Source organism: Allobosea massiliensis (assembly GCF_042655245.1).
GTDB classification, from domain to species: Bacteria; Pseudomonadota; Alphaproteobacteria; order Rhizobiales; family Beijerinckiaceae; genus Allobosea; species Allobosea massiliensis.
Map to the genome: position 1 here is coordinate 1 of NZ_JBHSLU010000004.1, position 25,694 is coordinate 25,694.

Annotated in this window: 25 protein-coding genes; 12 read left to right on the forward strand and 13 right to left on the reverse strand. The window is 68.2% G+C overall.

Translation table 11 applies throughout. The features are described from left to right. Window positions 1–337 precede the first annotated feature (337 nt). The 4 genes from ACFPN9_RS00995 to groES form a co-directional block, all read right to left on the reverse strand. Window positions 338–1,051 (reverse strand): SUMF1/EgtB/PvdO family nonheme iron enzyme, encoded by a 714-nt coding sequence (locus tag ACFPN9_RS00995; RefSeq protein ID WP_066717557.1) that lies wholly within the window; start codon window positions 1,049–1,051, stop codon window positions 338–340. Window positions 1,052–1,151: 100 nt separating this feature from the next. Then, window positions 1,152–1,940 carry an SDR family NAD(P)-dependent oxidoreductase gene (locus ACFPN9_RS01000; RefSeq protein ID WP_066717558.1) on the reverse strand — a complete coding sequence of 263 codons (789 nt, stop codon included), beginning with the start codon at window positions 1,938–1,940 and terminating at the stop codon, window positions 1,152–1,154. Window positions 1,941–2,107: 167 nt separating this feature from the next. Continuing rightward, the gene (gene groL / locus ACFPN9_RS01005; RefSeq protein WP_377814983.1) at window positions 2,108–3,733 is read right to left on the reverse strand and encodes a chaperonin GroEL; all 1,626 of its coding nucleotides are present in this window, start codon (window positions 3,731–3,733) and stop codon (window positions 2,108–2,110) included. A 58-nt stretch (window positions 3,734–3,791) separates the two neighbouring features. After that, window positions 3,792–4,106, reverse strand: coding sequence for a co-chaperone GroES (gene groES, locus ACFPN9_RS01010; protein WP_066720489.1), 315 nt, complete (start codon window positions 4,104–4,106; stop codon window positions 3,792–3,794). 257 nt (window positions 4,107–4,363) lie between these two features. Between groES and ACFPN9_RS01015 the strand changes: the two genes are divergently transcribed. Both ACFPN9_RS01015 and rplS read left to right on the forward strand, forming a co-directional pair. Further along, window positions 4,364–4,633, forward strand: coding sequence for an usg protein (locus ACFPN9_RS01015; protein ID WP_068072478.1), 270 nt, complete (start codon window positions 4,364–4,366; stop codon window positions 4,631–4,633). A gap of 154 nt (window positions 4,634–4,787) precedes the next feature. After that, a complete protein-coding gene (rplS, locus tag ACFPN9_RS01020) occupies window positions 4,788–5,183 on the forward strand; it encodes a 50S ribosomal protein L19 (protein WP_066724822.1) in 396 nt (131 codons plus the stop codon). 81 nt (window positions 5,184–5,264) lie between these two features. On the opposite strand, the gene ACFPN9_RS01025 is transcribed toward rplS, so the two are convergent. After that, window positions 5,265–6,443 carry an aminotransferase class V-fold PLP-dependent enzyme gene (locus ACFPN9_RS01025; RefSeq protein WP_066724819.1) on the reverse strand — a complete coding sequence of 393 codons (1,179 nt, stop codon included), beginning with the start codon at window positions 6,441–6,443 and terminating at the stop codon, window positions 5,265–5,267. An 88-nt stretch (window positions 6,444–6,531) separates the two neighbouring features. Here ACFPN9_RS01025 and kynA point away from each other — a divergent pair, with 88 nt between their 5' ends. The 7 genes from kynA to leuD all read left to right on the forward strand — a co-directional run bounded on the left by kynA (window position 6,532) and on the right by leuD (window position 11,281). After that, entirely contained in the window at window positions 6,532–7,368 is an 837-nt protein-coding gene (kynA, locus tag ACFPN9_RS01030; protein WP_066724816.1) for a tryptophan 2,3-dioxygenase, read from the forward strand. A gap of 84 nt (window positions 7,369–7,452) precedes the next feature. Next, window positions 7,453–7,629 (forward strand): hypothetical protein, encoded by a 177-nt coding sequence (locus ACFPN9_RS01035; protein WP_156446650.1) that lies wholly within the window; start codon window positions 7,453–7,455, stop codon window positions 7,627–7,629. 107 nt (window positions 7,630–7,736) lie between these two features. Beyond that, on the forward strand, window positions 7,737–9,155 hold the full coding sequence (leuC, locus tag ACFPN9_RS01040; protein WP_066724813.1) for a 3-isopropylmalate dehydratase large subunit: 1,419 nt from the start codon (window positions 7,737–7,739) through the stop codon (window positions 9,153–9,155). 25 nt (window positions 9,156–9,180) lie between these two features. After that, complete coding sequence (locus tag ACFPN9_RS01045) at window positions 9,181–9,426, forward strand: hypothetical protein (RefSeq protein ID WP_066724811.1); 246 nt, start codon at window positions 9,181–9,183, stop codon at window positions 9,424–9,426. Continuing rightward, a complete protein-coding gene (locus tag ACFPN9_RS01050) occupies window positions 9,426–9,878 on the forward strand; it encodes a metallopeptidase family protein (protein ID WP_082734980.1) in 453 nt (150 codons plus the stop codon). The genes ACFPN9_RS01045 and ACFPN9_RS01050 overlap by 1 nt, the downstream gene beginning before the upstream one ends. Window positions 9,879–9,881: 3 nt before the next feature. Beyond that, window positions 9,882–10,649 (forward strand): RDD family protein, encoded by a 768-nt coding sequence (locus ACFPN9_RS01055; protein ID WP_066724809.1) that lies wholly within the window; start codon window positions 9,882–9,884, stop codon window positions 10,647–10,649. 29 nt (window positions 10,650–10,678) lie between these two features. Beyond that, window positions 10,679–11,281: a 3-isopropylmalate dehydratase small subunit gene (gene leuD, locus ACFPN9_RS01060; RefSeq protein WP_066724801.1), complete on the forward strand. Its 603-nt coding sequence runs from the start codon at window positions 10,679–10,681 to the stop codon at window positions 11,279–11,281. A gap of 22 nt (window positions 11,282–11,303) precedes the next feature. On the opposite strand, the gene ACFPN9_RS01065 is transcribed toward leuD, so the two are convergent. The 4 genes from ACFPN9_RS01065 to ACFPN9_RS01080 all read right to left on the reverse strand — a co-directional run bounded on the left by ACFPN9_RS01065 (window position 11,304) and on the right by ACFPN9_RS01080 (window position 15,474). Beyond that, window positions 11,304–11,663, reverse strand: a complete 360-nt coding sequence (locus tag ACFPN9_RS01065; protein ID WP_066724798.1) for a GIY-YIG nuclease family protein — start codon at window positions 11,661–11,663, stop codon at window positions 11,304–11,306. A 118-nt stretch (window positions 11,664–11,781) separates the two neighbouring features. Continuing rightward, the gene (locus tag ACFPN9_RS01070; protein ID WP_066724796.1) at window positions 11,782–13,029 is read right to left on the reverse strand and encodes a DUF1501 domain-containing protein; all 1,248 of its coding nucleotides are present in this window, start codon (window positions 13,027–13,029) and stop codon (window positions 11,782–11,784) included. Between the two features lie 5 nt (window positions 13,030–13,034). Then, complete coding sequence (locus ACFPN9_RS01075; protein ID WP_066724794.1) at window positions 13,035–14,480, reverse strand: DUF1800 domain-containing protein; 1,446 nt, start codon at window positions 14,478–14,480, stop codon at window positions 13,035–13,037. A gap of 199 nt (window positions 14,481–14,679) precedes the next feature. Then, window positions 14,680–15,474, reverse strand: a complete 795-nt coding sequence (locus ACFPN9_RS01080; protein ID WP_066724792.1) for a DUF4394 domain-containing protein — start codon at window positions 15,472–15,474, stop codon at window positions 14,680–14,682. 205 nt (window positions 15,475–15,679) lie between these two features. On the opposite strand from ACFPN9_RS01080, the gene ACFPN9_RS01085 reads away from it, so the two are divergent. Next, a complete protein-coding gene (locus ACFPN9_RS01085) occupies window positions 15,680–16,225 on the forward strand; it encodes a sigma-70 family RNA polymerase sigma factor (RefSeq protein WP_245282419.1) in 546 nt (181 codons plus the stop codon). Continuing rightward, complete coding sequence (locus tag ACFPN9_RS01090) at window positions 16,222–16,959, forward strand: anti-sigma factor (protein WP_066724787.1); 738 nt, start codon at window positions 16,222–16,224, stop codon at window positions 16,957–16,959. The genes ACFPN9_RS01085 and ACFPN9_RS01090 overlap by 4 nt, the downstream gene beginning before the upstream one ends. Window positions 16,960–17,101: 142 nt before the next feature. Here the strand turns inward: ACFPN9_RS01090 and ACFPN9_RS01095 are convergent, their stop codons facing one another. Then, window positions 17,102–18,193 carry an ATP-dependent DNA helicase gene (locus ACFPN9_RS01095; RefSeq protein WP_066724783.1) on the reverse strand — a complete coding sequence of 364 codons (1,092 nt, stop codon included), beginning with the start codon at window positions 18,191–18,193 and terminating at the stop codon, window positions 17,102–17,104. A gap of 78 nt (window positions 18,194–18,271) precedes the next feature. Continuing rightward, complete coding sequence (locus tag ACFPN9_RS01100; protein WP_066724781.1) at window positions 18,272–19,948, reverse strand: methyl-accepting chemotaxis protein; 1,677 nt, start codon at window positions 19,946–19,948, stop codon at window positions 18,272–18,274. A gap of 202 nt (window positions 19,949–20,150) precedes the next feature. On the opposite strand from ACFPN9_RS01100, the gene ACFPN9_RS01105 reads away from it, so the two are divergent. After that, entirely contained in the window at window positions 20,151–21,008 is an 858-nt protein-coding gene (locus tag ACFPN9_RS01105; RefSeq protein WP_066724779.1) for an alpha/beta fold hydrolase, read from the forward strand. A 12-nt stretch (window positions 21,009–21,020) separates the two neighbouring features. Here the strand turns inward: ACFPN9_RS01105 and ACFPN9_RS01110 are convergent, their stop codons facing one another. Both ACFPN9_RS01110 and ACFPN9_RS01115 read right to left on the reverse strand, forming a co-directional pair. Further along, window positions 21,021–21,716 (reverse strand): SDR family oxidoreductase, encoded by a 696-nt coding sequence (locus ACFPN9_RS01110; RefSeq protein WP_066724776.1) that lies wholly within the window; start codon window positions 21,714–21,716, stop codon window positions 21,021–21,023. A gap of 185 nt (window positions 21,717–21,901) precedes the next feature. Then, a complete protein-coding gene (locus tag ACFPN9_RS01115; RefSeq protein ID WP_066724854.1) occupies window positions 21,902–25,498 on the reverse strand; it encodes a hydantoinase B/oxoprolinase family protein in 3,597 nt (1,198 codons plus the stop codon). Between the last annotated feature and the right edge of the window lie 196 nt (window positions 25,499–25,694).

The window sequence follows — 25,694 nt, forward strand, 5'->3', positions numbered from 1 at the left end:
CCCATCGTCAGCCTGCCAGCCGTGGCCGCCTGACCAGCCCGACCAAAGCCGGCACGCGGTGGCTCTGCGAAGCTACACCACCAGCAGGGACACGACCCCCACCAACGGCACACCTCCGGATGGCTGCCCCTCGGGGATGAGGTGATGGCATCCTAGTTGGGGAACGAAGCACCGGGGATAAGTCAGCCTCCTTCTCCCCTCGGGGGAGAAGGTCCGGCAGGGGATGAGGGTGCGAGCCGCGGCGCTGCCCTCATCCGTCACGGCTTCGCCGTGCCACCTTCTCCCCCGAGGGGAGAAGGACCGCGCCCTTCGCCGTCAGCGCGCGGAACACTCCCCCTCAGCCGTAAACGCAGCGAAAGCCGATATAGACCGCCGTGAAATCCGCCGCCTTCCACTGCGGGGCTTCGCTGCGCGTCTGGGCCGGTCCGTACCACCAGGAGCCGCCGGCGGTGAGCGCCTCGCTGCCGCGCCGGTCGGCGAGCCATTCCCAGAGATTGGCGCCCATGTCGTAGAGGCCGTTGACGCCGCGCCGCGTCGCCCCCGTGGGAGCGTGCCGCTCCCAGACATCGCCGCTGGCGGGATCGGTGCCGGCGAGATTCATCCCCCCGGGCTTTTCGCCGACGGGGAAGGGATAGGTCCGGCCGCGCTCATAGCCGTCGCTCGAGGCGGCGCGGCGCTCGGTGAAGGCGGCCTCGCGCCATTCCGCGAGCGTCGGCAAGCGGCCACCCCTGGCGGCGCAATAATCACGCGCCTCGAACCAGGTCAGATGCGCCGCCGGGTCCGTCGGCTGCGCCGGGGTGCCCGAAGGGCTGCGATAGCTCCAGCCCGGCCGGCGCTGCCAGCCGCCGACATATTCATGCCCGCCGCCCTCGCGCTCGGCCGCCGTCTGCAGTCCCCGCGCGGCGGCATGGCGCGCGAAGGCCTCCACCGTGACCTCGGTGGCATCGATCGCGAAGCCGCCGATCACGACCGCGCCTTCGGGCGGGGCAGCCTGCGCCGTGCTTGCCAGCGCCAGCCCGATCAGCCCTGCCCATCGCCAGCGTCGTGCCATTCCGCATCCCCTCCCGTCGCGGAGCGGATGATGCAAGCGGACCTGCGCCCCGCAAGCCGCGCATCGCCGCACCCACGCGGATGTGATGGAGAGGTGGCGCTCAGCGGTTGCGGCGCTCGCCGCGCAGCGTCGCCAGCCCGATCCCGACCGCGTCGAACCCGCCATCGACCGCCAGCACCTGACCGGTGACGTAGCTCGCCTGGTCGCTGCACAGGAAGAAGATCGAGGCCGCCAGCTCCTCCTCCAGCCCGTAGCGGGCGAGCGGGATCGCATCGCGGTAGTCGGCGCGGATCTCGGCCGAGTGCACCGCCTTGGCCATGGCCGTGTCGACCGGGCCGGGCGCGACCGCATTGACCCGGATGCCAAGCGAGGCAAGCTCGGCCGCCTGCTGCTTGGTGAGATGGGCGAGCGCCGCCTTCGAGGTGCCGTAGGCGACGCGCAGCGTCGAGGCGCGCAAGCCCGAGATCGAGGTGATGTTGACGATGGCACCGCCGCCGGTCTCGGCCATCAGCGGGGCGGCGAGCTGCGTCGTCAGGAAGGGCCCGGTGAGGTTGACCGCCATGACTCGGTTCCACTCGGCGAGCGTCGTCTCCAGCAGCGGCTTGAACACGGCCGTGCCGGCATTGTTGACCAGCGCGTCGAGCCGGCCGAAGCGGGCGGTCAGCGCCGCGAAGGCCGCTTCCACCGCAACGGGATCCGACACGTCGCAGGGCAGCGCCAGGGTCTGCTCGGGCCGGCCGAGCGCGGCGACGGCTTGCGCCAGCAACTCGGTCTCGATGTCGAGCAGCGCGACCTTCCAGCCCTCATCGAGGAAGCGCTGCGCGGTGGCGAGCCCGATGCCGCGCGCGGCGCCGGTGACGAGGGCGATGGGAGCGGTGGTCTCGGGCATGGCGCGGTCCGGCGGCTGGCGTGAGGGGCGGGAAGCCTAAGCACGCCGCGCGCCGTCCCGCCAAGCGCGGACGCGCCGGGCGCCCTTGCGGAAATCCCGCAACGCAAGACGGCGCCGCGAGGCCGCGGCGCCGTCCGTTGCTCACGGTCCGGTCGGTGGACGCCGGATCAGAAGTCCATCCCACCCGCCGGCATGGCGGGAGCGGCGTCCTTCTTGGGTAGATCGGCGATCATCGCCTCGGTGGTGATCAGCAGGCCCGCGACCGAGGCCGCATCCTGGATCGCCGTGCGCACGACCTTGGTCGGGTCGATGATGCCGGCCTTGACCATGTCGCGATACTCGCCGGACTGCGCGTCATAGCCCCAGGCATAATCCTTGGACTCCAGCAGCTTGCCAACCACGACGGCGCCGTCATCGCCGGCATTCTCGACGATCTGGCGGGCCGGCGCGGTGATCGCCTTGCGGACGATCTCGATGCCGGTCTTCTGGTCGTCATTGCCGGCCTTCAGACCCTCCAGCGCCTTGACCGCGCGCAGCAGGGCGACGCCGCCGCCCGGCAGGATGCCCTCTTCCACGGCCGCGCGGGTGGCGTTCAGGGCGTCGTCGACGCGGTCCTTCTTCTCCTTGACCTCGACCTCGGTCGCGCCGCCGACGCGGATCACCGCGACGCCGCCGGCGAGCTTGGCCAGACGCTCCTGGAGCTTCTCGCGGTCATAGTCCGAGGTGGTCTCCTCGATCTGCGCCTTGATCTGCGCGACGCGGGCCTCGATCTCCTTCTTCTTGCCGGCGCCGTCGACGATCGTGGTGTTCTCCTTCTCGATCCGGACCTTCTTGGCGCGGCCGAGCATGTTGAGCGTCACGTTCTCGAGCTTGATGCCGAGATCCTCGGAGATGGCGGTGCCGCCGGTGAGGATCGCGATGTCCTCCAGCATGGCCTTGCGGCGGTCGCCGAAGCCCGGCGCCTTGACCGCAGCGATCTTGAGCCCGCCGCGCAGCTTGTTGACGACGAGCGTGGCGAGCGCCTCGCCCTCGACATCCTCGGCCACGATCAGCAGCGGCTTGCCGGTCTGCACCACCGCCTCGAGCAGCGGCAGCATGGTCTGCAGGCCCGAGAGCTTCTTCTCGTGGATCAGGATGTAAGGGTCCTCCAGCTCCGCGATCATCTTCTCGGAGTTGGTGACGAAATAGGGCGAGAGATAGCCGCGGTCGAACTGCATGCCCTCGACGACGTCGAGCTCGGTCTCGGCCGTCTTGGCCTCCTCGACCGTGATGACGCCCTCCTTGCCGACCTTCTTCATCGCCTCGGCGATCATCTCGCCGATCGCGCGGTCGCCATTGGCCGAGATCGTGCCGACCTGCGCGACCTCCTCCGAACCGGTGATGGTCTTGGAGTGCTGGCCCAGCGACTTGGTCACCGCCTCGACGGCGAGGTCGATGCCGCGCTTGAGATCCATCGGGTTGATGCCGGCGGCGACCGACTTGGCGCCCTCACGGACGATGGCCTGTGCCAGCACCGTCGCGGTGGTGGTGCCGTCACCCGCCGCATCGTTCTGCTTGCTGGCGACCTCGCGCACCATCTGCGCGCCCATGTTCTCGAACTTGTCGGCGAGCTCGATCTCCTTGGCGACGGTGACGCCGTCCTTGGTGATGCGCGGCGCGCCGAAGGACTTCTCGATCACGACATTGCGGCCCTTCGGACCGAGCGTGACCTTGACCGCATTGGCCAGGGTGTCGACGCCGCGCAGCATGCGTTCGCGGGCGTCTTGCGAAAACTTGACGTCTTTCGCAGCCATGATTCCTCACTCCTTCAGACTTGAGGTTTCAGGTTGATGGGTTGGAGACGAAGCCCCGTCAGGCGGCCTTCTTCAGGGAGGCGGTGGCCTCGACGACACCCATGATGTCGCTCTCCTTCATGATCAGGAGATCCTCGCCGTCGATCTTCACCTCGGTGCCGGACCATTTGCCGAAGAGCACGCGGTCGCCGACCTTGACGTCGAGCGGCACGAGCTTGCCCTGCTCGTCGCGGGCGCCGGGGCCGACGGCGACGATCTCGCCCTCCTGCGGCTTCTCCTTGGCGGTGTCGGGGATGATGATCCCGCCCTTGGTCTTCTCCTCGGCGTCGATGCGCTTCACGACGACGCGGTCATGCAGTGGCCGAAACTTCATGAGTTCCTCCGTTCATGTCGGTCACAGGTCAAAGCAGGCGACGCCCCGGCGGCGCGGCTGAGGAACCGCGGCACCCTGCGGCACGTTCGCCCGCGCGATGATCTGGTTTTGCCGTTTTCGCAGTTCAAGAGGGCGGCAGCACTTTTTTCAAGCGAGTGCTAACAGGCTGAAAAGGCAGCACAAACGCAATTTTTTGGCTTGCGTCAGCGTTGCGGATGCGCTGCCATCGGCCGGTTGCAACCACGGAGCGGACAGGCATGGCTTCGAGCGACTTCGCCCGCCAGATCGCGGGCTACGGACTGACCACCGCCGGCATCCTCTACCGGATGCCCGACCACCCGGCGATCCTGCAGGAATATGTCTGGCAGGACTACGACCTCGCCCCCCGCTTCCCGGAGCTCAACCGCTTCCTCGACTTCTGGCAGGCCAAGCTCGACGGCAAGCTCTTCCGCGTCACGGTGAGCCATAAGGACCTGATCGGCCCGGCCGATCTGCGCGCGGTGGGCGGCGAGTTCCGGCTGCACTGAGGCCGCCTCGCCGGACTTGACATCGCGAAAAGCACGGCGTCGTCGCATCGCTCTCGACAGCGCCGCGCCTTTCGTCTATGCGCTCGGGCTCAACTGAAAACAGCGTGCCGAACGCCCGCGCAGTCAAGCGCGACAACGGCAATTGGAGAGACCCGTGAACATCATCGAACAGCTCGATCAGGAGCAGATCGCCAAGCTCAGCGAAGGCCGCGAGATCCCGCACTTCCAGCCCGGCGACACCGTGCAGGTCAACGTCAAGGTCAAGGAAGGCGAGCGCAGCCGTGTCCAGGCCTATGAGGGCGTCTGCATCGCCCGCAACGGCGGCGGCCTGAACCAGAGCTTTACCGTCCGCAAGATCAGCTATGGCGAGGGCGTCGAGCGCGTCTTCCCGCTGTTCTCGCCGAACCTCGATTCCATCAAGGTCGTCCGCAAGGGCAAGGTGCGCCGCGCCAAGCTCTATTATCTGCGCGACCGCCGCGGCAAGTCGGCCCGCATCGCCGAGCGCGTCGAGGCCCGTCCCGCCAAGGGCGCCAAGGCCGACGCCAAGTAAGAATTTCGCCTCTGGCGATACAATAGCGAACGCGGTCCCTCGGGGCCGCGTTTTTCGTTGGTGATGGGGCCGTCGCCCGGCTCAGCCCCGCAGCCGCTCCAGCAGCGCCGCGATGTCGCCCTCCGTGTGATAGAGGCCGAAGCCGACGCGCAGCCGGTCGCCGCGGACATCGGTGATGATGCCGGCCTCGTGCAGGGCGCGGTGGCACGCCGCCGCCTGCTCGTGCCGGAAGGTCAGGAAGTTGCCGCGATCGGCGGCGTGCGCCACCACCAGGTTGGCGGGCGCCAGCACGGGATGGCGCAGCGCCGGCAGCCCGGCGAGGAAGAGCGCCTGCAGGGCCTGGGCATGGGCCTGCGCCCCGCCGGCATCGATCCCGTGCTCCGCCATCCAGGACAGCACGGCGTCGAAGCGGTAGAGGCCCGAGGGGTCGAAGGTCGCGCCCATGAAGCGCCAGCCGCTCTCCGCATAGGCGACCTCGTCCTGCGGGCCCGCCAGCGCCCCGAAGGCGGCATACCAGCCCGTGTTGCGCGGTCGCGGGGCGATGCCGGGCGGGCTGTGCAGGAAGCCGATGCCCTCCCCGCCCATCGCGTATTTGTAGCCGCCGGCGAGGTAGAAGGCGCGGTCCGCGATGGGCGCCAGATCGGTCGGGCGCGCCAGGAAGCCGTGATAGCCGTCGATGACGATCAGCCGATCCGGGGCGACGAGCGCCTCGACCAGGCCAGGCAGGTCCGGCAGGGCATAGCCGGAATTGAACAGCACCTGGCTGACGAAGACGAGGTCGATCCGCCCCGCCTCGCGTCCGGCGGCGACGAAGCGCGCGGTGAAGCTCTCGAACGGCTCCGCCGGGACGATGACAAGCTCGACCAGTCCCTCCTCGGCCAGGCGCTGTGTCTGGCGCCGGAAGGAGTGGAACTCGCCGTCGCTGGTGAGGATGCGCACCGGCCGGCCCGGCGCGCAGCAAGACAGCAGGCGGTTGACGAATTCATGCGTGTTGGGCGCCAGCGCCAGCGACTCCGGCGACGGCAGGTTGAGATGCCGCGCGAGCCCCGCCGCAACGCGGCTCCAGACCGGCCCTAGCACCTCGCCCCATTTGTCGTCGACGAGGCGGGCGGCATCGTCCCAGCAGCGGAGCTGCGCGGCGCGCGTCACGTCCGGCCAGAAATGGTGGCTGTGCGCGGCGACATGCAACCGGCCCGCGGCCGCCTGCCGGAACAGCGAAAAATGCTGCGAAAGATCGCGTGGAAAGGCCCGTTTGGTCATGCGTGGCGCCGCTCCCGGCTTGTGCGCGGCGCGAGATACTTTAAGTTTAAAATATTGCTTGTCGAGGCCAGAGCGGGGGATACGCGTCATGAGCCAGCCCGAAAGCCGGATCGAGCCCGGCATGACCACCGACTTCCGGCAGCGGATGAGCTATGGCGACTATCTCGGGCTGGATCTGCTGCTCTCCGCCCAGAAGCCGCTGAGCGACGCCCCCGACGAACCGCTCTTCATCACCATCCATCAGGTCCAGGAACTCTGGCTCAAGCTCTGCGTCCACGAGATCGACGGCGCCATCGCCGCGATCCGGAAAGACGAGCTGTCGCCCGCCTTCAAGTCGCTGGCGCGCGTCTCGCGCATCCAGTCGCAGCTGGTGGCGGCCTGGGACGTGCTCTCCACCATGACGCCGGCGGACTACCTCGCCTTCCGCCCCTCGCTCGGCGAATCCTCCGGCTTCCAGTCCTGGCAGTATCGCGCGCTCGAATTCCGCCTGGGCGCCAAGGACCCGCGCATGCTCGCGGTCCACAAGCATCACCCCGCCGCCCATGCGCTGCTGGAGAAAGCCTATCGCGAGCCCAGCCTCTATGACGAGGCGATCCTGCTGCTGGCGCGGCGCGGCCTGCCTGTGCCGGCGGCCTGCACCGCGCGCGACTGGCGCGAGCCGCATGGTTTCGACGCCGGGCTGCGCGATGTCTGGCTCGGGGTTTATCGCGACACCCGCGGCCATTTCGATCTCTACGAGCTGGCGGAAGAACTGGTCGACATCGAGGACCAGTTCCAGCAATGGCGCTTCCGCCACATGAAGACGGTCGAGCGCATCATCGGCTTCAAGACCGGCACCGGCGGGTCCTCCGGCGTGCAGTTCCTGAAGACGGCCCTCGAACGCCGCTTCTTCCCCGAATTGTGGGATCTGCGCGGACAGCTCTGAGCGGCCCGAGGCGGCACCCAACGACGCCCCCACCTGTCCCCGCCTCGCATTGCCCGGCCAGTCTGGAACTGTTAGAACCGCGCCATGACGAAGCGCCCCGCGAGCGAGCATGGCCGGCTCTGCGTGGTTCGCCGCGAGGCGAACCTGCGCCGCATGCCCACGACGCAGGGTTTCGCGGCGCTGCATGACCATGCCCGCCTGCCTTGGCGCTTCTTCGGCCGCTTCACCGCCTCGATCGCCGCGGGCCTTAGCCGCGCCTGAGACCCGCGCCGCGCGCGGGCGACAGGCGAATGCGTCGTGCCGGCCGGTTCGCAGAGCCGGCCCTTTCCAGTTTCCCACCGCTGTTTCGTTTCCGAGGCTCGAGCCCCATGACCGCGACGTCCGCTCCCCGCACGCTGTACGACAAGATCTTCGACGACCACGTCGTCGATCGGCAGGAGGACGGCACCTGCCTGCTCTATATCGACCGCCACCTCGTCCATGAGGTCACCAGCCCGCAGGCCTTCGAGGGGCTGCGCATGACCGGCCGCAAGGTCCGCGCGCCGGAAAAGACGCTCGCCGTCGTCGACCACAACATCCCCACCACCGATCGCTCCAAGGGCATCGCGGAGGAGGAGAGCCGTATCCAGGTCGAGGCGCTCGCCAAGAACGCCAAGGATTTCGGCGTCGAATACTTCAACGAGCGCGACATCCGCCAGGGCATCGTCCACATCGTCGGCCCCGAGCAGGGCTTCACCCTGCCGGGCACGACCATCGTCTGCGGCGACAGCCACACCTCGACGCATGGCGCCTTCGGGGCGCTGGCGCACGGCATCGGCACCTCCGAGGTCGAGCATGTGCTGGCGACCCAGACGCTGATCCAGAAAAAGGCGAAGAACATGCTCGTCCAGGTGGACGGCACGGTCGCCAAGGGCGTCACCGCCAAGGACATCACGCTCGCCATCATCGGCGAGATCGGCACCGCCGGCGGCACCGGCTCGGTCATCGAATATGCCGGCGAGGCCATCCGCGCGCTCTCGATGGAAGGCCGCATGACGGTCTGCAACATGTCGATCGAGGGCGGGGCCCGCGCCGGCATGGTCGCGCCCGACGAGAAGGCCTACGCCTATCTCAAGGGGCGCCCCAAGGCCCCGCAGGGTGCCGCCTGGGACGAGGCCCTGCGCTACTGGGAGACGCTCTACACCGACGAGGGCGCGCATTTCGACCGCATCGTGAAGCTGGACGCCAACAACCTGCCGCCGATCGTCTCCTGGGGCACCAGCCCGGAGGACGTGATCTCGGTCGCCGGCAGCGTGCCGGATCCCGATCTGATCGACGACGAGGTCAAGCGCAGCTCCAAGAAGCGCGCGCTGGAGTATATGGGCCTCACCCCCGGCACGAAGATGACCGACATCCCGCTCGACGTGATCTGGATCGGCTCCTGCACCAATGGCCGCATCGAGGATCTGCGCGCCGTCGCCAAGATCGTCGAGGGCAAGAAGATCGCGGGCTCGCTCGACTACGCCATGATCGTGCCGGGCTCGGGGCTCGTGAAGCAGCAGGCCGAGGCCGAGGGGCTGGACAAGATCTTCCTCGCCGCCGGCTTCGAATGGCGCGAGCCGGGCTGCTCGATGTGCCTCGGCATGAACCCCGACCAGCTCAAGCCGGGACAGCGCGCCGCCTCGACCTCGAACCGCAACTTCGAGGGCCGCCAGGGCTTCAAGGGCCGCACCCATCTCGTCTCGCCGCAGATGGCCGCGGCCGCCGCGCTGGTGGGGCGGTTCGTCGATGTGAGGCAGCTGGGCTGACCGGGTCTCGCGGGGAGAAACCGCCATGTCGAAGGACCCCCGCGAATCCGCCCGCGCCGCCGAGGCGCAAGCCGCGCTCGACCGCGTCAGGCGCGACAGCGAAAGCCTGCTCGGCTCCTCCATGGGCCGGGCGGCGGATCATTTCGGCGCGAAGGATGCCCCCGAGGGCGACAGGATAGAGCTCTGGGGCCGGCGCATCGGGCGCTCGCTCTCGCTGCTCGGCGTCGTCGTGCTCGCCTGGTGGCTCGGCCATCAGCTGAAGGTCTGGTGATGGGGAGCGTTCCCGCCATTCGGGCCGCCGCGGCCAACCCGGCCGAGATCGACTGGGAGGGTACACGCGCGCCCTCGATCGAGGCCTTCGAGGTCATGGCGCAGGCCGCCTTCGACCGGCTGCCGGAGGAGTTCCGCGCGCTCTGCAGCGACGTGATCTTCAACGTCACCGAATTCCCCGAGGATGATGTCTGCAAGGAGCTCGAGGCCGAGAGCCCCTTCGACATCCTCGGCCTTTTCACCGGCATCGGCCTGCCGCAGCAGGGCTATGCCCCGCAGACCGGCCAGATGCCCAACACCATCCATCTCTACCGCCGCCCGATCCTCGACTACTGGGCCGAGCATGACGAGACGCTGGGCCACATCGTCACCCATGTCCTGATCCACGAGATCGGCCACCATTTCGGCTTCTCGGACGAGGATCTCGAAGCCATCGAACAGGCGGCGGGGTAGCGCATGGGAGCGGAGAAACTCTGGTTCTGGCGGCGGATGCTGGCCACGTGGCTCGACTTCCTGGCCTATTCCCTTGTGTTCGTCATCTTCGTCGTTCTCGCCTTCGGAAGCCGAGACTCGATTCGACTGCAGGGATTCGGGATCACGACATCTCATTGCGGGCCGGTGAAGCTCGATCCAAGCGTCCTGGCGCAAGGCCGCAAACAGATGCCGGACGTGCAGTGGAACCAGGCGGCCCTTTGCGAGGTCAGCAGCTTCGGAGTAGCACGCAATCGCTTCGTGCGCCTGGCGCGGGTCGACAAGGGTACTGACGACGTCATTCGGTCCGTCTCGGTCGATGTCGCGGTGGATGATCTAGGGCGCGCAACCAAACCGTTCTTCCTCGACTGGATCGGGTATCTGGGCTTCCTAGCGGCCATCTTGGCGTGCCAGACCTTGTCGCCATGGCAAGCCACACCGGGCATGCGCCTCTTGGGGCTTCGTCTCGTCGCAGATGATGGCGGTGCAGCGAGTCTCAAACGGGCTGCTCTGCGCCTGCTTTATGCAGGTCTGCTATGGCTGACCATCATCGCAATCGTCTTTGGGCCGGTATGGATGATCGCGGCATACGGCCTGACGGCATGGCTGATGGTTCCGACATTGCTCGTTGCAGGAACATTAAGCTGGCTCGTCTGGCGGCCCTGCTCGGTCAAACGCTCGCTTCCGCTGGCACCGCTCTACGACCTCTGGGCCGGAACCCGCATCGTCCGGACACCCGCTCCAGCGACCTGATGCCATCTAAAGACCGCAAGGAACCCCTCATGCAGCCCTTCACCACCCTGACCTCGACGCCCGCGCCGCTGAAGGTGATCAATGTCGACACCGACATGATCATCCCCAAGCAGTACCTCAAGACGATCAAGCGCACCGGTCTTGGCACCGCGCTGTTCTCGGAGATGCGCTACAAGGAGGACGGCTCGGAGAACCCCGATTTCGTGCTCAACCAGCCGGCCTATCGCAAGTCGGAAATCCTCGTCGCCGGCGACAATTTCGGCTGCGGCTCCTCGCGCGAGCACGCCCCCTGGGCGCTGCTCGACTTCGGCATCCGCTGCGTGATCTCGACGAGCTTCGCCGACATTTTCTACAACAACTGCTTCAAGAACGGCATCCTGCCGATCGTCGTCAGCCCCGAGGACCTCGAGAAGCTGTTCGACGACGCCGATCGCGGCTCCAACGCGACGCTCACGGTCGATCTCGGCAATCAGACCATCAAGGGCCCGGACGGCGGCGAGATCCGCTTCGAGATCGACCCCTTCCGCAAGCACTGCCTGATGAACGGCCTCGACGATATCGGCCTGACCATGGAGAAGGCGCCGAAGATCGAGGCCTATGAGGAGAAGCTGAAGACGCGCGCCTGGGCTTGATCGAGGCCCGCTGCGCCGACAATCAGCAGCCCTCATCCTGAGGAGCCGCGTCAGCGGCGTCTCGAAGGACGGGGGCTGCGGGTCGATGGCCCCGCTTGGACAACAGCACCAGTTGGTCGAAATTCTGGGCGATCAGGGCTTCCTTCTTGGCTCGCGACCAACCCTTGATGCGTCGCTCCATCGCGATGGCGTCCGTGATGGCCTGAAAATGCTCGGCAAAGACCAGCACCACCGGCAACCGGGTCGCGGTGAATGCCTCTGGGTTCTGTGCGCTCTGGTGTTCTCCGAGACGGACCTCGACCGTCTTGCGGGTCGAGCCCGTATAATAGGCACCGTCGGCGCAACGGAGAATGTAGACCCAGCAACCGTCCGTCTCGCGCATCTTCCCTCCCGGTAAAGATCAGCCTCCAAGGCAGACGAGGATCTCGCGCAGTCTGGAGCATCCTTCGAGACGCCGCTACGCGGCTCCTCAGGATGAGGGCTGCGGTTACGCGAGCCCCCTACCCCACCAGCCCCGCCATCGGCCCGATCCCGCCGCTGCCGGGAAAGACCTTCTCCGCCAGCACCGGTCCTGACACGCCGAACAGATCCGCGACCACGCCCTTCGCCACGGCGCGAATGTCGGTGGTGGGCTTCAGGTCGCGCTTCTCGTGGAGCTGCTCCAGCTTCAGCCCCGGCCAGTCGACGATCATCCGCCCGCCCTTGACGGCGCCGCCGACGAGGAAGGCGACCGTGCCGGTGCCGTGATCGGTGCCGACGGTGCCGTTGACCTTCGCGGTGCGGCCGAACTCGGTGACGACCATCACCACCGTATCCTTCCAGACCGGCTTGAGGCCCTGCTCGAAGGTCGCCAGCGCGCCGTCGAGCCCGCCCAACAGCTGCGCCAGCCGGCCCCTGGCGCCACCCTCATTGGCATGGGTATCCCAGCCCTCGAAGGCGAGCGCGGCAATCCGCGGCCCGTCATCGGCGCCGACCAGCGCCGCCGCGCCGTCGGCGATGCGCTTCATGCCCTCCGCGCTGTCGGGCCCGCCGCCGCCCCTCGCCTCGCCGCTCATGCCCTGGCGCCTGGCGATCTCCTCGGTCAACTTCGCCTGGGCGAGCGCACGGGCGAGCCCCGGATCGCGCTGCCCGTAGAGATCCTCCAGCCGCTGGATCAGATCGGAGCCGGCCCGCGCCATCCGCGGCGGCGCCCAGCCCAGCACCGGCGCCTCGCCCCGCACCACCAGCGGCGGCACCACGCCGACCCCGAGCACGCCCTTGCGCGAGATGCCCTCCCCGGCCGGAAGACTGGCGATCAGCCGGTTGAGCCAGCCACTCTCGGTCTTGCCCGGACCGCCCTGCCCGCTCTCCAGCACATCCTGCCCGTCGAAATGCGAGCGCTCGCGATAGCCGGTGGCGGCCGCATGCACGACCGACGCATGGCCGGCGGCATAGAGCCGGGCGAGGTTCGGCATCGCGGGGTGCAGATAGAAGAATCCGTCGAGCGGCAGCGCCGCATCGGGGCCGTCCTTCGTCAGCGCGATGCCCTCGCGCAGGCCGGCATAATCGGGGTCGCCCAGCGGCGGCACGGCCGAGAGCCCGTCCAGCGCGCCGCACAGCACGACCAGCAGGAAGCGCGGGTCGCGGGCGCCCGCCGCCGCATAGGCGAATCTCGGCACGAAGGACCAGGCGAAGAGCGCCCCGGCCGCACCCAGCACGGCACGGCGCGACGGCGTCATCTTTTCGCAATCATCGTCGTCGTCGAGCATCGGGCTCACCTCCGCTGGAATTCGGGCGACAGCAGCAGCAGCGCCAGCGCCTGCGGCTTGCTGTCGGCGCGCGCCACCGCCTGACGCGTCTCGGGCGAGAGCAGAGGCCCGAGGATGTCCTCGGTCAGGGCGCGGGGATCGGGCACGCTGCCGGCAGCCTGCCGGCCCCAGCCGGCCGCGACGTCGATGCGCGTCTTGATGCCCTCGGGCGAGGCCCAGGCCTCGTTGCCATCGGGATAGCCATTGGGGCCAGACGGCTGCCAGAAGGGCTGTCCCATCGCAGTCAGCGGGCCGACGATCTGGCCGAACTCGGCCTTGCGCCCGAGCGCGCGGAAGGCGGCCAGCAGGAACTCCTGCGGCGATCGGATCTTCGTCGGCTCAGCGGTCCAGGCGGCATTCGACTCGACCAGGGCTCGCGACACGGCGGCGAGATCGCCCTCGGTCTTCCTGAACACGGCAGACAATTCGCGCACCAGCGCCGGCGGCGGCTCGTCGGCAACGAAATGCCGGACGAGCTTGATCGCGATGAAATCGGCCGTCGCGGGATGGCGGGCGAGATCGGTCAGCGCCGCCAGCCCCTTCTCCTTGCCCGGCTGGCCATAGGGCTTGCCGAGGAGTTCCGGCGCACCCGGCTCGTGCAACCCGGCATTGAAGGCAAAGGAGCCGGGGAAGCCCAGCACCGCCTCGCGGCCGACCACCGTCCAGCCCGTGATGATCCGCGCCAGATTGGTGACGTCGACCTGGGCATAGCCGCCCGAGACCCCGAGCGTGTGCAACTCCAGGATCTCGCGGGCGAGGTTCTCGTTGAGCCCGCGGCCGCGCCGCTTGCCGGCTGGCGAGGACGGGCCGATCGAAAGACGGTTGTCGAGAAACTCCAGCATGGCCGGGTGGCTCTCGGCCGCGACCAGCATATCCGCGAAGCGGCCGAAGACATGCGGACGGATCGCCTCGCGCTCATAGGCGCCGGCCATGATCCGCGTCATGTTGCTCTTGGTGGCGCCGATGCAGAAATGGTTCGACCAGAACTGGACGAGCCGTTCCCCGAAACCGGTCTCGGCCTCCAGCGCCAGCCGCACCCGTGCCGAAACCTCGTCGCGATAGGTCCGATAGGGCAGCGCCGGCTCATTGGCGGGTTTGGGCTGAGCCATCTGGTTCTGGGCGCCAGAGGTTTGACCCGGAGGCGCCGCAGCCGCCGCGACCTGCTGGCCGGCAGGGGGCTTCGCCTCGCGCGCCGCCCGCTCGGCATCCTCGAACGCGTAGAGTGCCGCCCCGATCTCGGCGGCACCCGAAAAGGGCAGCCCGGTCGGCTGCGGCAGGGTGCGTCGCTCGATCTCGGCGAGGCAGCGCTCCCGCGCCGCCCCCCGGATGCCGGCATCCTGGCCCAGGCCGAACCCCAGCCCGAAGCGCTGTAACCCCACGCTCTCGCTGCGCAACACGCTCGGGCTCGCCATGCGTCGCCTCCGGCCGGGTCCTTCTCGTGACAGAGACTAGAGCCTCAATCGTGGCGAAAAACGGAAAGCGGCCGGGACAATGCGAGGCTTTGTCGTCGCGAGTTGCGCGCAGCACGCCACAAACTGACGACTTTGAACAAAAAGAAGCCACCGCCCGGATCGGGCGGTGGCCTTGTTTCGGCGCGAAAGACGCCCGTCGTCACATCGCCGGCAGCACGGCCACGTCGCGCACCGTGCCGCTCAGCCCGGCGATCTTGCCGACCATCGTCGCCTTGCCGGAGGTGAGATCGACCTTGTGGAGCGCGCCGTCGGCGACCAGCCAGCCGGTGTTGCTGCCATCCGCCGCCGTCTCGATGTCGAAGGCGATCGCCTTCGGCATCGCGCCGAGCTTGCCGACCGCGCCGAGCACGCCGTCATTCGGCGGCGCCTGCTTCAGCAGCGCGCCGATCTTGGCGTCGATGTCGTAGAGCGCCGTCTCCTTGGTGCCCTTCACGGAATTGGTGTAGGCGCCGGCGACGACCATCGGCGTCTCGCCCTTGTGCATGTCGGTCTCGGCGAATTTCAGCGTGCCGTCGACCACGACCTTTCCGTCGTCGACATTGACGCGATAATTCGTGCCGTCCGCGCCCATGACCCGCAGACGGTCGGCCGCCGGGTTGAAGTCGACGGTCGCCATCGTCGAAGCCGAGAGGACCTTGTCCATCTTCGACTTCATCGTCGCCTTGCCGGCCGCGTCGACCGTGTAGATCGTGCCGTCGGTGGATAGCGCATAGAGCATGCCGTCGGCCGGGCGCACATCGATACCGGCGATCTTGCCGGCGATGCCGGTCACTTTCATCGACTTGCCGGCTTTCTGCGTCGCGGTGTCGATCATCGTCAGGGTGTCGTCGCCGGTGAGCGCGGCGAGCATTCCGGCCTGGGCGGAGAGCGAGGCGGAGAGCGACGCCCCGAGAAGAGTCGAGGCGGTCAGCGCAAGGCGCAGTGTCCTGGTCATGTCATTGTCCTCCGGGTTCTGTTGCGGTACCGCTCGGTGCTGAGCTCGCGGCACTCCCAGCGGCTATCGCGGCGGAGCGCGCGTGGATGCAGACTGAAAAATAAAGGAAAATCCTGCATCCGGAGGGGAACCGGCACTGTATTCCCGTGTTGGGCGTCGGTGCCCCGGCGGTGCCGCAGGGCTGGAGACGGTGGGGGACTTCACGTTGACGCAGAAGGCGGGCGAGATCGAAGCGGCGCTGCTGGCTTGCGCCGCTGGAGATAAATCCGCGCTTCGGCGCATCTATGACGCCGAGTCGCCGCGTATGATCGGTGTCGCCCAGCGTCTGCTGAAGCGTCGCGCCTTGGCCGAGGAGGCTGTGCAGGATGCGTTCGTCCTGATCTGGCGGCATGCCGCGCGGTTCGATCCGCAGCGCGGCGCCGGCCTGACCTGGATCTACGCCATTCTGCGCAACCGTGCCCTTTCCATCCTGCGCGACGAGAAGCGGACCGAGACGAGCGAAGCGCCCCTCGGGGAAGAAACCGCAAGCGAAGAGGACGATCCGGAAACCGTGATGTCGAAGCTGTCCGACGCCAAGGCGCTGCATGCCTGCCTGGAGACGCTGCCGCCGCAGCGGCGCGGCCTCGTGCTGCTCGCCTTCGTCCAGGGCCTGACCCATGGCGAGATCGCCGGCAAGCTCGGCCTGCCGATCGGCAGCGTCAAATCCTGGATCCGGCGCTCGCTGATCGCCCTAAAGGAGTGCCTCGGATGAGCCCCTCCCCTGAATCGGCTCCCGATCGCGACGCGCTCGCCGGCGAATATGTGCTCGGCCTCGTCGAGGGTGCGGATCGCGAGCGGCTCGAGCAGCGCATCGCGCGCGAGCCGGCTCTGGCCGCGAGCGTCGAAAGCTGGCGCGGTCATCTCGCCGCCATCGACGCGACAGCCCGGCCGATCCCGCCCTCGCCCGGCCTCTGGGCGCGGATCGAGGCTGAGATCGCGGCCATCCTGCCCGCTGCCGAGCGCGGCCGCGCCAAGGCGGTGAAGGCCGGCGGCACACTCGCAGATTGGTGGAACAGCCTCTTCATCTGGCGTGGAGCAGCACTTGCCGGCGCGCTCGCCGCGATCCTGCTCGCCATTGGCCTCAACAGCGCGCTCGACCGCGCCAAGCGCCAGCCGCTGATGGTCGCCGTGCTGCTGACGGACACCAACGTCGCTGCGGCCGTGGTCAACACTTATCCCGACGGCCGCGTCGAGATGGTGCCGCTGCAGAACATTGCGGTTCCCGAAGGCAAGGCGCTGGAGATCTGGACGCTCTGGGACCGTGCTGTCGGCCCCCGTTCCGTCGGCCTGATCGACCGCGCCCGTACCACGCCGCTGCGACTCGACCAGTTGCCGTTGGGCACCAATCAGCTCTTCGAGATCACGATCGAACCGGCCACCGGCTCGCCGACGGGCCGCCCGACCGGGCCGATCGTCGCGAAGGGAACGACGTCGCAGGCGTTGTGAGGGGGCGCCTGAAGCGCGCCGTCATCCTGGCCGGAGCGAAGCGAAGGCCGGGATCCATTGTAGGGCTCGGCAGCGCGCTACGATGGATCCCGGGCCGACCTTCGGTCACCCCAGGATGACGCGCTGGTTCAGGCGATCCACTTCATACCACCACCGTGATCGTCTCAGCCGCCCGCGTCAGTCCCGTATAGAGCCAGCGCGCCCGGTGCTCGCGGAAGGCGAAGCTCTCGTCGAAGAGCACGATGTCGTTCCATTGCGAGCCCTGCGCCTTGTGGACGGTCAGCGCGTAGCCGAAGGTGAACTCGTCGGTGTGCTTGCGCAGCTCCCAGGGGATCTCTTCCTCCGTGCCGTCGAAGAAGTTCGGCAGCACCGAGACCTTGACCGGCTTAGCGTTGGGGTCATCCTCCGGCGTCACGCGCATGGTGACGAGGCCCTTTTTCGAGGTCTTCAGCTCCTGCACGATCCAGGAGCCGCCATTGAGCAGGCCCTTGCTCTTGTCGTTGCGCAGGCAGACCAGCTTCTCGCCCGCCACCGGCACGGTCTCGGTGCGGCCCATGATCTGGCGCATGCGGGCGTTGTAGTTGCGCCGCGTCTTGTTCAGGCCGACGAGGACCTGGTCGGCGCTCATCACCAGCTGCGGATCGACCTCGCTGCGCCGGATCACGCGGCTCTTGCCGTAATCGCCGACATCCAGCCGGCCGCCCTCGCGGATCGTCATCGACATCCGCACGATCGGGTTGTCCGCCGCCTGCCGGTGGACCTCGGTCAGCATGATGTCGGGCTCGGCCTCGGTGAAGAAGCCGCCGCCCTTGACGGGGGGAAGCTGCGCCGGATCGCCCAGCACCAGCACCGGCGTGCCGAAGGAGAGCAGGTCGCGGCCGAGATCCTCATCCACCATCGAGCACTCGTCGATGATGATCAGCTTGGCCTTGGCCGCAGCGCTCTCGCGGTTGAGCACGAAGGTCGGGCTCTCCTCGTCGACCCCCCGGGATCGGTAGATCAGCGAATGGATGGTTTGCGCGCCCACGCAGCCCTTGTTGCGCAGCACGAGCGCGGCCTTGCCGGTGAAGGCGGCAAACGCGACGTCGCCGTCGACGGCCTCGGCGATGTGGCGCGCGAGCGTCGTCTTGCCCGTGCCGGCATAGCCGAACAGGCGGAAGAGCTGCGGCTCGCCGGCCTGCAGCCAGCGCGCGACCGCGCTCAGCGCGGCATCCTGTTGCGGGGACCAGCTCATGCAGCGATGCGGCAAAGGGAAATCATGCCGCAGATGGGGACGAGTCGCGCCACGATGGCAAGCGCGAAGGCGAAGGCCTCAGGCTGCACGCAGGCGGCGCACGAAATCCAGCGCCTCGCGCTGCAGGCTGCCGATGCGCTCGTCCAGCGCGCGGGCGCTCGCCGCCCCCATATCGGCCTGGCCGACGCTCTGGGCATTGGCGACCGCGATCTCCGACATCGCACCCGCCGCGGTCCCGGTGACCTCCGAGATGTGAGCGACGGTCTCGCCAAGAGAGTTCACCAGCTCGGCCTGTGAGCCGACCATGGTCGAGATCTCGACGCTGGCCTGCTCGACCGCGCCGACGCTGGAGGCGATCGCCGAGACCGCACCCGCGGCATGCGACAGCGCCTCGTTGACCTGCACGATCCGGGTCACGATCTGACCCGTCGCGCTCGCCGTCTGCGCCGATAGCGCCTTGACCTCACTGGCCACGACGGCAAAGCCGCGCCCATGCGGCCCGGCGCGCGCGGCCTCGATCGTCGCATTGAGGGCGAGCAGATTGGTCTGCCGGGCGATCGCCTCGATCAGGCCGACGACCTCGCGGATCCGGGTGGCATTGTCGGTCAGGCGCTCGACCAGCGCCGTCGTGCCGACGGCCTCCCGTGTCGCCTCGGTTGCCATCACCGACACGCGCCGGACCTCTTCATTGATCTGCCCGATGACCTGCTCGAGCCGCCAGGCCGCCTCGCTGCTGCGCTGGGCTTCCGCACCCGCGCCCCCCACCGAGGCGGCGGCCGTCTCGGCACTGCGCGAGACCTGATGCACCCGCACCGCCGAGTCCTGGAGCGCTGAATGCAGGCTCTCGCTCGCCACGCCGATCTCGGACAGCAGCGTGCCGAGCCGCTGCTCGAACTCGTCGGCGATGCGGTGAAGGTCCTGCGTGCGCTGCCTTCGGTTGCGCTGCGCCAGATCGGCCTCCGCCTCGCGCGTGATGAGCGTCGCGCGGACCTCGCTGAGGCTGTGCACGACGCGGGCGAGTTGCCCGATCTCGTCAGAGCGCTCCTGGTGCGGCACTTGCGCCGGTGCGTTGGAGGAACTCACCCGTCCGATCGTCGCCATCAGGTCACGCAGCGGCCGCACCAGATGCAGGCGCAGCAGCAGGAACGTGGCGAACCCGCCGGCGAGCGGCAGGAGCAGCGCCAGGGCGATGGTGCGCCAGCGCACCGCCGCAGCGAGCGCCACCGACCGGGCCCGGGCGTCGTCCGCGCGCCGCCCGAGCTCATCACGCAGCGACGTCGTGGTGACGATAATCTGGCGGACGTTCTCGCGCGCCTCCTCGGCATCGGCCTCGAGCAGCGCCGCTTTCGGCGAAACCCGCCGGCCGATCTCGACGATGCCGCGCTGGAAGGCGATGAAGGTCCGGATCCGCGGATCGAGCGTCGGATTGGCCTCCCGCATGGCCGGGGGCAGCGACGAGGCGAGGCCTGCCCGCGCCGAATCGACCAGCTCGATCGCGCCGTCGAGCTGGTCGAGCGCCGCATCCATCTGCCGCCTGTCGGCATCGGCGTTCAGCCGGCTGAGCAGCGAGGCATAGGTGACCCGGTTCGCCAGCAGAGCGGCGGCATTGGCGAGATCGAGCGCCTCGATGGCTTCTTCGTCGATGCCGCGCACCTCGTCGAGGCCCCGGATCGCGCTGACCAACCCCGCCGCCGCCGTCAGACTGAGCAGCGCGAAGAGCAGGATGATCTTGCCCGTCAGTCCCAGTCTCAGCATCGTCAGGCCGCCATCGTCACGCTGGCGAGACCCTTCGCAGACGCGAAAGAACGACAGGTTAACGCCGAGGCGAAATTGACATCAATTTCAATAGATTAGCCGATTAAGAGCATGGCGGGCGAACAGATGGCGCGAGGCATGGCTGGACATTGAACCCGGCCGCACCTTCGCTAAGGTCAAAGGCCGTGACGGAGGCTGTTCGATGCATGTGATGGTCAACGGCGTACGCCTCTACGTCGATGTCGAAGGCGCAGGCCTCGTCCCCGATGGACCGCGAATGCGTGCGAAACCGACGCTGATCCTGGTTCATGGCGGCCCCGGCGCCGACCACAGTCTCTACAAGCCGGCCTTCTCGGCGCTCAGCGACATCTGCCAGATCGTCTACTACGACCATCGCGGCTGCGGCCGCAGCGAGGACGGGTTGCCCGCAAACTGGACGCTGGCGCAGTGGGGTGATGACCTGAAGGGGCTCTGCGACGCGATCGGCATCGAGAGACCGATCGTGCTCGGCACCTCGTTCGGTGGCTTCGTCGCGCAGGCCTATGCGACGCGCCATCCCCGCCATGCCGGCAAGCTGATCCTCGTCACCACCGCGGCCAAGATCGATTTTCCGACGATCTATGCAGCGTTCGAGCGGATCGGCGGGTTGCAGGCGGGAGAGGCGGCGCGGGACTACTGGTCGGCGCCCTCGCCGGCGACCCGGGCGCCTTATCTCGACATCTGCCTGCCGCTCTACAAAGCCAGACCACCAATCGGCCCGGCCGACTGGGAGCAACGGGTCATCATGCGCAATGAGACCGGCGTCCATTTCAACGGGCCCAGCAACGAGCAGGGGCGGATGGATTTTCGCGAAGCCCTCGCAAGCATCGAATGCCCCGTTCTCGTGATGGGCGGCGAGGACGATCCGATCATGCCGATCGCCTTCAGCGAGACGATCGCGCAAAGCCTTCCGCCAAACCGTGTGCGGTTCGAGCGGTTCGCGCGCTGCGGACACGGCATCGTGCCGGACGATCCGGAGGCGGCGCTGGCCGCCATCCGCGCATTCATCCTCGACGCGTGATGCGGGCCGATCTCACCAGGGAATCGGCTCGCCCTGCCAGGTCCGGAAGCTGTTCGTCTGCGCCAGCCCCGATGCGTCGATCGTGGCGATGAGCCCGGCCGCACTCTCGGAGGGCGCGATATCGGCGCCGCCGCCGCCCATGTCGGTGCGCACCCAGCCGGGATGGAACAGGAGTTGCGCGACGCCGCGCGCACGCACCGCATTGCCGAACACCACCATCGCCATGTTCACCGCCGCCTTCGACGAGCGATAGGCCAGCGAGCCCGACGGATTTAGCCCGATCGAGCCCATGCGGCTGGTGATGGTCGCGATCTTGCGACCGCTGCTCGCCTCGACATTCGCCAGGAGGGCCTGCGAAACCCGCAGTGGCCCGTAGACATTCACCTCGAAGACCTCGCGCCAGACATCGAAATCCATCGCGAGCGCGCTCTCGGTGCCGCGCGGGCCGTGGATGCCGGCATTGTTGACGAGGACGTCGATCGGCCGGCCGTCGAGCGCGCCCTTCGCCGCCGCGACGCTCTCGTCGGAGGTGACGTCGAGTTCGAGCGGGAGCAGCGCCGCCGGATGCGCCGCCGCGAGCTCGCCGAGCGCCCCGCCCCAGGGATTGCGCGCCGCCGCCACGACATGGTCGCCCCGCCGCAGCAGCTCCATGGTGAGCGCAAGGCCGATGCCGCGATTGGCACCGGTGATCATCCAGGTGTGGGGCATGCTGTGGCTCCGTCCTCTCGGTCAGACCTTAGCCGGTGGCGGCAACCTTTCCAGAGCGGCGAAAGCGTGGCCGTCATGCTCGGGCTTGACCCGAGCATCTCGTGACGCGCTCGTCGAAGCATCGCTCGGCACGAGATTCTCGGGTCTGCGCTTCGCTTCGCCCGAGAATGACGCGCCTCTTATCCTCACCCCTTCGGCGTGCCGTACCCTCCCGCCGTCGGCGTGATCACCGTCACCGCCTCGCCGGCCTGGAGCAGCGTCTGGTCGCAAGGGTTGAGCTCCTCGACCGCGCCCGACAGACGCCGCACCAGCGTCTTGCCCAACTGCCCCGGCTCGCCGCCCTTGACACCGAAGGGGCGGACCTTGCGGTGCGAGGCGAGGATCGCGCAGTCCATCGGCTCGCGGAAACGGATCGTGCGGCTGGTGCCGTCGCCCGCGTTCCACGCGCCGCGCCCGCCCGAGCCGGCGCGGATGTGGAAATCCTCCAGCACGACGGGGAAACGCGTCTCGAGCACCTCTGGATCGGTCAAGCGCGAATTCGTCATGTGGACATGGACGCCCGACGTGCCGTGGAAGCCCGGCCCGGCCGGGGAGCCCGAGCAGATCGTCTCGTAGTACTGGTACTGGTCGTTGCCGAAGGTGAGGTTGTTCATCGTGCCCTGCGAGCAGGACATCGCTTCCAGCGCCCCGAACAGCGTGTTCGTCACAGCCTGCGAAACCTCGACATTGCCGGCCACCACCGCGGCCGGATAGCGCGGCGAGAGCATCGAGCCCTCGGGGATGACGATCTTGATCGGCCGCAGGCAGCCGGCATTCATCGGGATCGCATCGTCGACCATGACGCGGAAGACATAGAGCACCGCGGCCCGCGTCACCGGCGCCGGGGCGTTGAAATTGTCGGGCCGCTGCGGCGAAGTGCCGGTGAAGTCGACGGTGGCCTCGCGTTTGTCGCGGTCGATGCTGATCCTGACCTTGATCGCGCAACCCTGGTCCATCGGATAGGTGAACTCGGCATCGTGGAGCTTGGTCAGCAGCCGCGCGACGCTCTCGGCCGCATTGTCCTGGACATGGCCCATATAGGCCTGCACCACGTCGAGCCCGAAGGAGGCGATCATCTTCTTCAGCTCGGCGACGCCCTTGGCGTTGGCGGCGATCTGCGCCTTCAGGTCGTTGACGTTCTGGACGACGTTGCGCACCGGATATCGGGCGCCGGTCAGGACCGCGACCAGTTCGTCCTCGCAGAAGCGGCCCTGATCGACGATCTTGAAGTTGTCGATATAGACGCCTTCCTCCTCGATCACGGTCGCCAGCGGCGACATCGAGCCCGGCGCGGTGCCGCCGACATCGGCATGGTGGCCGCGGCTGGCGACCCAGAACAGAATGTCCTTCTCGGCCTCGTCGAAGACCGGGGTGCAGACCGTGATGTCCGGCAGATGCGTGCCGCCATTATAGGGCGCGTTCAGGCAGTAGACGTCGCCCGGCTTGATGACCGGGTTGTTTTTGATGACGGTCTCGACCGACTTGTCCATCGAGCCGAGATGCACGGGCATGTGCGGGGCGTTGGCGACGAGCGCCGCCTGGCTGTCGAAGACCGCGCAGGAGAAGTCGAGCCGCTCCTTGATGTTCACCGAATAGGCGGTGTTCTGCAGCGTCACGCCCATCTGCTCGGCGATCGACATGAACAGATTGTTGAAGATCTCGAGCATCACCGGATCGGCCTTCGTGCCGATCGCAGCGGTCTGGACGAGCGCCTTGGAGCGCACCAGCACGAGATGGTCCTTGGCCGTGAGCTTCGCGCTCCAGCCCTCCTCAACCACGACCGTCTGGTTCGGCTCGATGATGATCGCGGGTCCCGCGATCCCCTGGCCGGGCCGCATCGCCTCGCGCCGGACGATCGCCGCCTCGTGCCAGCGGCCCTGCGAGAACATCCGGGTGGTGGCGGCGACGGACGGCTCGCCCGCGCTTTCGCCGACCGACGCTTCCTCGAAGCGCGCCCCGCCCCCGATGGCCTCGACCTCGACGGCCTCGATCACCAGCGCCTTGCTCTCGTCCATGAAGCCGAAGCGCGCCTTGTGGGCCGCCTGGAACGCCGCCTTCATCGCGTCGGGCGTGCCGGCTGCCACCGCGATGGCGGTATCGGTGCCGGCATAGCGGACATGGGCGCGCGTCAGCGCGGTGATGGCCGCCTCCGCGACACCCTGTCCGGCGACCTCGGCCCGCGCCTCCGCGACGAGGGAGGCCGCCGCGGCCTCGACCGCCGCCTGCGCGCCGCCGTCGAGGGCTACGTCGAGTGCGGCCGTCCGCGTCGCGCGGATTTCGGCCAGGCCCATGCCATAGGCCGAGAGCAGGCCGGAGAACGGATGCAGCAGCACGGTCTTGATGCCCAGCGCATCCGCCACGAGGCAGGCATGCTGCCCGCCGGCGCCGCCAAACGAGTTCAGCGCATAGCGGGTGATGTCGTAGCCGCGCTGCACCGAGATCTTCTTGATCGCCTCGGCCATGTTGGCGACCGCGATCTGGATGAAGCCGTCGGCGACCTGCTCGGGACTGCGTCCGTCCCCGACCTCCGCGGCGAGCGCCGCGAACTTCGCCTTCACGGCCGCGACATCGAGCGGCTGGTCGCGCTTCTCGCCGAAGATCGGCGGGAAGTAGTCCGGGATCAGCTTGCCGACCATGACGTTGGCGTCGGTCACCGCGAGCGGCCCGCCGCGGCGATAGGCGGCCGGCCCCGGATTGGCGCCGGCGGAATCCGGCCCGACGCGGAAGCGGGCACCGTCATAGTGCAGGATCGAGCCGCCACCGGCCGCGACCGTGTGGATCAGCATCATCGGCGCACGCATCCGCACGCCGGCCACCTCCGTCTCGAAGGCGCGCTCATATTCGCCGTCGAAATGGGCGACGTCGGTGGAGGTCCCGCCCATGTCGAAGCCGATGACCTTGTCGAAGCCGGCGGAGCGGCCGGTTTCGGCCAGGCCGACGACGCCACCGGCGGGGCCGGACAGGATCGCATCCTTGCCCTGGAAGAGCTCGGCGGCGGTGAGCCCGCCGGAGGACATCATGAACATCAGCCGCGCACCGGTGCGGGCGATGTCGAGTTCCTCCGAGACCTGCTGCACATAGCGGCCGAGGATGGGCGAGAGATAGGCATCGACCACGGTGGTGTCGCCGCGGCCGACGAGCTTGATCAGCGGCGAGACCTCATGGCTGACCGAGACCTGCGGGAAGCCGATCTCGCGGGCGATCCGGGCTGCGACCTGCTCATGCGCCGGATAGCGATAGGCGTGCATGAAGGCGATTGCCACCGCACGGAAGCCGGCCTCGAACTGCGCCTGAAGTGCAGCCCGGATCGCAGCCTCGTCGGGCGCCTGCTCGACCACGCCGTCGGCCAGCACGCGCTCCTCGATCTCGACCACCGCCTCGTAGAGCTGCTCGGGCTTGATGATCTGCTTGGCGAAGATGTCGGGCCGCGCCTGGTAGCCGATGCGCAGCGCATCGCGGAACCCCTTCGTGGTGACCAGCAGCGTCCGGTCGCCCTTGCGCTCGAGTAGGGCGTTGGTCGCCACCGTCGTGCCCATGCGGACCTCGCCGACCAGCCCGGCCGGAATCGGCTCGCCGGTCTTCAGACCGAGATGGTCGCGGATTCCCTGCACCGCGGCGTCGCGATAGGCGCCCGGATTCTCGGACAGCAGCTTCCTGGCGTGAAGTTTGCCTGAGGGGTCGCGACCGATCACATCCGTGAAGGTGCCGCCCCGATCGATCCAGAAATCCCAGCGCGGCGCCATCTCGAATCCTCCCATCGGGCGACGCGGAACCGTCGCTGACGTTTCATCGATAATTTGTCGATGTGTTGTTGACAAGCCGGATTCGACGGCTACGATCGCGATTGTGACCGGATCATGGCGAGGGGCCGGGCGGTTGCGAGGCGGAGGATGCTATGACGGGAACGCTCCTGGCAATCGCGGGCTCGCGCCCGCCCAC